Raw genomic sequence first — 6414 nt, forward strand, 5'->3', positions numbered from 1 at the left:
TCAGGCCGTTGGCGATGCCGGCGAAGACCCCCGGCCCGATCCGGAACGTCCACTCATAGACCGCGAAGATGCCCTGCCCGACCGCGGCGTCGGTCCCAGGGGCGCGTCCTGGCGGAGGCTGGAGATGGCGAGCATGCAGACGATGCCGATGGCGATGAAGGTGCACTCCACCAGGCGCGCCGTCACATAGGCGACGGCGCCCGCCTCGTGCACGCGCTTGTGGATCGAGTACGGCACCGCCGCCGTCCCGACGTTCGAGATAATCAGTGCCAGCTCCAGCACGGCCCCGATGGCGATGAGGGTCTGGGCATCGGTCCCCGCGCCGGTGACGTAGTTCCCCTCGTGGTCGAGCACCGGAGCGTAGAAGAAGAATCGTGCGGGGATCGAGGTCACGAAGGTGATGATCCACAACCACCCGGTGAAGGTCGCGATCCTCCGGTAGTTCATGGGGTCCCTCCCGTCCGCGCGGCCCGCCTTTGGCACTCCCCTGACAGCCCGACATCTGCAGATCTGCGTCTCGTCCGAAATGCAGAGGCCGCTTCGCTACCTCGCAGGGCTGACGGTCCCGACGAACACCGCGGTCGTATCGACCAAGTCGAGCAGGCCCGCGTCGATGCCGGCCTCGATCGTCTCGGCGGATGTCAGCGGCTCGCCGTTCACACTCTGCGCCAGCGGCAGGGGTCCAAAGCCAGGGAAGTCGCTGACCACGGCCACGCAGTCGCCGCTCGTGAGCCCTTTGGCGCTGCAGACCACGAAGTAGCCGTGCATGAACGGCGTCCAGCCGGGATCCCCAGGCGCGGCTTGGATCGTGTGATCGTGGATCGCCGGGACAAAGCCCTGCGGCGTATCCGTCTGCGCCGCGATCACATAGAAGTTCTGCACCTTGGCGTTCGGGATGGTGGGGAGCGGGTTTCCGGCCTGGGGGAACGTCATCCTCACCTCGACGCCGTTGACCCAGACCAACTCATAGCAAGCGCCTTGGTGGGTCTGCTCGAGGCAGTGCACGGGGGCGGCTTGGGCCGCCGGAACCGCCGAGACGAACATCGAGATGGCGATCGATGCGACGGCGACGGCGATGGAACGACGGATCAAGCGACGCATGGTCTCTGCCTCCCCTGTCGTTTTAGGAACTGGTCGTCATGGGCCAACGAGCGTTCGTTCAGGAGCAAGCACTGGCCAAGGGGCCTGAAGCTCGGTAACCCCAACCGTAACGGATCAAAGGTACATAACTCCAGGGCTGGCTTACGCCTGCGGTGGGCGACGGCGACCACGACCAGGACGACGAGGAACCAGCACCAGTAGGCAGCTCGACCAGCGTAGCGGGGAGCGGGACGCGGGTGACCGAGCAGCATGCCAGCGTTCCGCTCCGTCATGTCCGTGCTGGTGAGCTTCGCGTGAGAACCTTCTCTACGAACTCAAGGCCGGCCCTGCGGGCGGCCGCACTCCGCGGCGTTCTGCGATCGTGACGGCGGCTCGGTACGGAGTCCGGCTAGCAGGGTGTGCGGTGGGCTCGGGTCTTCGCGGCTAGCGAGAGTCTGGCGGAGCCCGCGGTAAACCCCAAATGGCTCCCGATCGTTGTAAAGCTTGGGCTGTCGTCCGGCAGCCTCGGGAGGCTGGCCCTTGAGGGGGGAGATCGATGGGAGATCTTGCGGGAATGCGCCGGCGCCGGAGGTCCTCGGGTGTGCGTGCGCTCGTGCTGGTGGTTGGGACGCTGCTGGGGCTCCTGGTGGCCCTGCCGGCCAACGCCGCGCCCATCGTCAACGAACGCTACTCGGGCACCGACTCCTTCACCGACTGCGGAGGATTCCAGGTCGAGAGCACCTTCAGCGGCCGGGTGATGATCAAGGATGCCACCCCGGCCACCGACGGGCAGTTCTTCTACTTCCAGGACAACTACCAGTACCGCGACGTGATCACCAACCCGGAAACTGGCGAGTTCGTGGTCGTGCGGGGCAACGCCATCTTCAAGGAGGTCCAGCCCCGCCAGGTAGAGGGGACGGTCTTCACCTTCTTGACGCATGAGGCGGGCCAGCCGTTCGTCGTCGAGGACAGCTCGGGGCGGGTGGTGCTGCGCGATCGGGGCATGATCACGCTCTCCTATGTGTTCGACACCCTTGGGGACAGCGAGCCGGGAGGGGTGTTCCTTGAGGACCCGGTGGTGGTCCGGGTGTCCGGCCCCCATCCCGGGTTCGAGGAGGCTTTCGATTTCTGCGCGCTGATCACTAGCCTCATCGGCTGACGCCGCGTCGCACGGAAGCGACGACACGACCAAGCGCTTATAGCGGAGCGGGTGAGGTCCGCGCATTCGCGAGATCGGGTCCGTGGTACGGTCAGCCTCCGATCACGCGTGCGCTGTTGCCACGCGGACGCTTCCGAGGTTGAAGGGCCCAGGGGGGATGCCGGCAGCCCGACCCACCCGACCCGCTGCCCCTGCCGCTGGGGATGGCGGGTCCTGGGCCGTCCGGCTTCCCGGGCGCTTTGAGCACTTCTACCTTGAGGAGTATCCCCGGGTCGTGATGTTGGTCTATGCCCTGTCGGGCAGCCGGACCGCGGCTGAGGACATCGCCCAGGAGGCCTTCCTGCGGGCCTACCAGAATTGGGAGCGGGTCGGCTCCTATGAGCACCAGGCCGCCTGGGTCCGACGGGTGGCGACCAACCTGGCCACCTCCGGGCTGCGGCGGCGGCTGCTCGAGGCCCGCGCGCTCGCCCCGCCTCGCCGGCCGGCGTGAGCCGACGCTGGATGACCTGGCTGTCGGCGCCGGCGCGGTCTGGTTAAGAGCGGCGCCCGGCTGTGGCGTCACCCCCGGGGACGGCGCCCTCGCGGCGGGTGGGGCAGCGTCTGGCAGGCCGGGATCACCACCCAGACCATCTACCGGTACGACCCCAACTCCAGGCGACCGCTCGCCCAGATCCCGGTCGGGGTGGTCGCCAAGCACCTGACCGCCGACGCCGAGTCACTGTGGGTGAGCAGCGACAGCGGCCGGGTGACCCGCATCGACCTGGCGACCAACAAGGTCACCGGAACCTTCCAGGTCGACGGTCGGGCGCCGGCAGTGGCAGTCGGCCATGGGTCGGTCTGGATCGTCGACACCGCCCATGCGGCCCTGCTGCGCGTCCAGCCCGGTTAGCATCGCAGCCGCCCTTCGGGTGATCGGCGCTGGTGTGGCAGCGGCAGCAGATCGGAGGGTGATGTGCGGTATCAGCCGCCATAACGGTGGACGAGGAGGCAGGGCGGCTGCGGGATCCTGGCCCACCTGCACCACGCTGGGCCGGGCGATCCAGTTGGCCAGTATCGCCGGGGGGTTGCACCCCCCGTCACCCGGGTCAGGCGGCGGGCCAGGCGACCTGTTCCTGTAGGGCAGCCGGTGGGCCAGGCAGCCGTGCAAGATGCCGACCAGCCGGTTCCCGAGGGCCGCAGCGCCTGGTGGTGGGTGGCGCCGCGGACCCGGTGGGTGTCATAGCAGCGCCGCGCGCCCGGCGAGGCGGTCAAGGCCGCGAATGCCCACAGGTAGCAGGCGTCCACTAGCCGCTGGTTGCACGCCGCTCTGGCGACCACCACGGTGCGCAGGCCCGAGGATCTGGTGACTGGTGCGGTGCCGGCGAAGGCCTTGCGGCCCTTGGCGGTGGCATACCGGTGTGGGTCGTCGCCGAACTCGCCCAGCACCGTACCGAGCCCGGGCTGGCTGCGCAGGATCGCCGCGTCCGGGTGGGCGCTGAACCGGGCGGCCAGCTGCTGCTCCGAGGCGGCGACCTGCTGGTTGCAGCAGCGAAGCATGGCCACCAAGGCGCCGACCACCTCGCGGTAGGCCGCCTCGACTGGCTCAAGTGCCGCAAGCTGCGGTGCCGCCAGCGCGTCGTGGACGGCCACCACCTGGGCCTGCAGGTTGCGCCGCCAGCCAGCCCGGAGCAGCGCCCGCCGCACCGCTGCGCGGGTGAGCCGCCGGCCCTGCTCGGCGGTTGGCGCCAGCTCGGGCACCGCCAGCGCCTCGAGTTCGCCCAGCTGGGCGCCCACTGCGACCAGCGCCCGGGAAACTCGCGCAACGCGCTGCGCAACGCGTTGACGTGCCGCTGCCGGCTCCAGATCAGGCTCTGGTGTGCTCGGGCCAGGACCTCGACCGCCTCGGCCAGCGGGCTGTCGCCGGCGACCGGCCGGTGGTTGTGGCGGTCGGTGCGGACCAGCTCGGCCAGCACCTTGGCGTCCCCGCGGTCCGACTTGGCCCGCGAGCTGCCATGCCGGCCGCGGTAGCGGCTGACCACCCGGAGGTTGACCGCATACACCTGGTAGCCGGCCGCCAGCGGCGCGCCGACCAGCAGGCCCGGTCGGTCTCGATCCCCACCGCCACCTGTCCTGGGTTCTCGGCATGGGCGGCGACCAGGGCGTGCAGCTCGCTAACCCCGGCCAGCCCATCAGCGATCCGCCGAGCCGCGAGCAGGTTGCCGTCCTGGTCGAGCAGGCACAGATCATGGTGGGCCTCACCCCAGTCCACCCCAACAAACAGCACGGCGTCCTCCTCTGCTCCGAGCTGCTGGCTGTGAGCCAGAGAAGGACCCGCGGCGCCCCAATGGCAGTGCTCACCTGGCACGACATCCCACCAGCCATCCATCCCTCTCGACACCGGCCGGGGCACGGTCTCCTCCTCTGGGCCAGGCTCCGCCGCCTGCGGGTCAGCGGCCGCCGTACTCCTGATCGGTGACGAGGTCGCCCCACTCCGACTCCGGACCGGAGCCGGGCGCCTCCCAGATGGCGAGGTGGGTCATGAACCGGTCGGGGGCGGCGCCGTGCCAGTGCCACTCCCCCGGCGGGGTGTGGATGACGTCGCCGGGGCGGATCTCGGTGACCGCGCCGCCGCGGGACTGGACCAGCCCGACGCCCTCGGTGACGCAGAGGGTCTGGCCGACCGCGTGGGCATGCCAGGCAGTGCGGGCGCCGGGGCTGAAGCGGACGGTGTTGACCCGCATGCGCGACGGCTCCTCGCCCTTGGCGATGACGTCGAACCAGACGTCACCGGTGAACCGCTCGGCCGGGCCCTTGACGGTCGGCTCCCTGGGCAGCATCTCCAACGGTCTGCTCCTTACGTTGCGGGCTCGACGGTGGAGGTGATGATGGTCAGGCCGGTGCCGGCTGGCAATTCCGCTAGCCTTGCCCTGCGGTCGTGGAGGGAGACGGCTGGTGCGTTGGCGAGGATGGGGGCTGCTCCTGGCGGTGCTGGCCGCCCTCGGCGGCCTGGCGCTGGCCGGCCGGCTGCTGGACCTCCCCGATGACCGGCGGCCGCAGGCCCCCACGGCGCCGCCGCCCACGACCGCCGAGGCCAGCATCGTCACGGCCCCGCCGCCGGCGGCGATCCCGGCGGCGCTGCGGCGGCCGCTGCGGCTGCCCGGCCTCCGGCGCGACGGCTCCTGCCCGGCCTCCCAGGCGGTCGGCCCGCCGGTCACCCCGGCGCGCCCGGTCGCGGCCGTCGCCGTTGGCGACGGGCCGGTCTACCCGGTGCTGTTCCGGGCGGCCAGCGACGGCCGGCTGGACCGTTCCGCCGTGGCCTACTGGGACGCGCCCACGCCCCTGGGCGGCCCGGCCATCGTCCGCGGCCACCGGCTGGGAAGCCCCAGGGACCAGATCACCTTCCAGGACGGCCAGGAGCGGTCCCGGCTGGTCCACGTGCTCGACCCGGCGGCGGCCTATCCCGCCGGGTCGCAGGGCCGCTGGTGGCGGCCGACCCGCCTGCGCGCCGGCCCGGGCTGCTACGGGCTCCAGATCGACGGGCCCCGGTTCAGCCAGGTCCTGGTGGTCGAGTTCGGCTAGCCACGGACGGCGGGCTGTCGGGGGGCTGCGCTATAGCTGGCATCATGAATTGGGTTGATCTGCTGGAGGTCAGGGTGAATCGTGGTCGGCGGCGTTGGCCGTTGCGGCTGGGGGTGTCATGAGCGGAACAGGACGGATCGCAGCTCTTCTGTGCGGGCGCTGGACCAAGTGGGTGGTCCTGGCCTTCTGGATCGTGGTGTTCGCGGTCGCCGGGCCCCTGGCCGGCAAGCTGAACAGCGCCCAGCAGAACGACTCGTCGGCCTGGCTGCCCAACAACGCCGAGTCCACCCAGGTCGTCGAGCTGGCCAAGCGGTTCACGCCCAGCGACATCTTCCCGGCCCTGGTGGTGTACGAACGCCCCGACGGCGCCGTCACCCCGGCCGACCAGGCCAAGGTCGCCGCCGACGTCAAGGCGTTCGCCGGCGTCCAGGACGTGACCGGCGAGATCATCGGGCCGATCCCGTCCCAGGACGGCCGGGCGTTGCAGGTGGTCGTGCCCATCAAGATCTCCGAGGAGGGCAACGGCTGGGAGGAGCTCACCCCCAGGATCGAGGAGCTGCGGTCCATCTCCCAGGCCGACACCGGCGGGCTCGGGGCCTATGTGACCGGGCCGGCCG

Annotated in this window: 9 protein-coding genes and 1 pseudogene; 5 read left to right on the forward strand and 5 right to left on the reverse strand. The window is 70.7% G+C overall.

The window, feature by feature from the left end:
* Together VF468_15795 and VF468_15800 are read right to left on the reverse strand one after the other, a co-directional pair.
* Window positions 1-447: a DUF4386 domain-containing protein gene (locus VF468_15795; GenBank protein HEX5879756.1), complete on the reverse strand. Its 447-nt coding sequence runs from the start codon at window positions 445-447 to the stop codon at window positions 1-3.
* A 96-nt stretch (window positions 448-543) separates the two neighbouring features.
* The gene (locus tag VF468_15800) at window positions 544-1101 is read right to left on the reverse strand and encodes a hypothetical protein (protein HEX5879757.1); all 558 of its coding nucleotides are present in this window, start codon (window positions 1099-1101) and stop codon (window positions 544-546) included.
* Window positions 1102-1681: 580 nt separating this feature from the next.
* Between VF468_15800 and VF468_15805 the strand changes: the two genes are divergently transcribed.
* The 3 genes from VF468_15805 (at window position 1682) to VF468_15815 (ending at window position 3128) form a co-directional block, all read left to right on the forward strand.
* On the forward strand, window positions 1682-2239 hold the full coding sequence (locus VF468_15805; GenBank protein HEX5879758.1) for a hypothetical protein: 558 nt from the start codon (window positions 1682-1684) through the stop codon (window positions 2237-2239).
* Window positions 2240-2396: 157 nt separating this feature from the next.
* A complete protein-coding gene (locus tag VF468_15810; GenBank protein ID HEX5879759.1) occupies window positions 2397-2729 on the forward strand; it encodes a sigma factor in 333 nt (110 codons plus the stop codon).
* 192 nt (window positions 2730-2921) lie between these two features.
* Window positions 2922-3128 carry a hypothetical protein gene (locus VF468_15815; protein HEX5879760.1) on the forward strand — a complete coding sequence of 69 codons (207 nt, stop codon included), beginning with the start codon at window positions 2922-2924 and terminating at the stop codon, window positions 3126-3128.
* A gap of 71 nt (window positions 3129-3199) precedes the next feature.
* Here VF468_15815 and VF468_15820 read toward each other — a convergent pair whose 3' ends face one another.
* The 3 genes and pseudogenes from VF468_15820 to VF468_15830 all read right to left on the reverse strand — a co-directional run bounded on the left by VF468_15820 (window position 3200) and on the right by VF468_15830 (window position 5061).
* Window positions 3200-4012, reverse strand: a complete 813-nt coding sequence (locus tag VF468_15820; protein HEX5879761.1) for a transposase — start codon at window positions 4010-4012, stop codon at window positions 3200-3202.
* An 80-nt stretch (window positions 4013-4092) separates the two neighbouring features.
* Window positions 4093-4604, reverse strand: a pseudogene (locus VF468_15825) (transposase).
* Window positions 4605-4665: 61 nt separating this feature from the next.
* The gene (locus tag VF468_15830) at window positions 4666-5061 is read right to left on the reverse strand and encodes a cupin domain-containing protein (GenBank protein ID HEX5879762.1); all 396 of its coding nucleotides are present in this window, start codon (window positions 5059-5061) and stop codon (window positions 4666-4668) included.
* Window positions 5062-5170: 109 nt separating this feature from the next.
* Here VF468_15830 and VF468_15835 point away from each other — a divergent pair, with 109 nt between their 5' ends.
* Both VF468_15835 and VF468_15840 read left to right on the forward strand, forming a co-directional pair.
* Window positions 5171-5797, forward strand: a complete 627-nt coding sequence (locus VF468_15835) for a hypothetical protein (protein ID HEX5879763.1) — start codon at window positions 5171-5173, stop codon at window positions 5795-5797.
* 118 nt (window positions 5798-5915) lie between these two features.
* Window positions 5916-6414 (forward strand): MMPL family transporter (locus VF468_15840; GenBank protein HEX5879764.1); only part of this gene is annotated, 499 nt, incomplete at its 3' end.

Source organism: Actinomycetota bacterium (assembly GCA_036280995.1).
GTDB lineage: Bacteria > Actinomycetota > CALGFH01 > CALGFH01 > CALGFH01 > CALGFH01.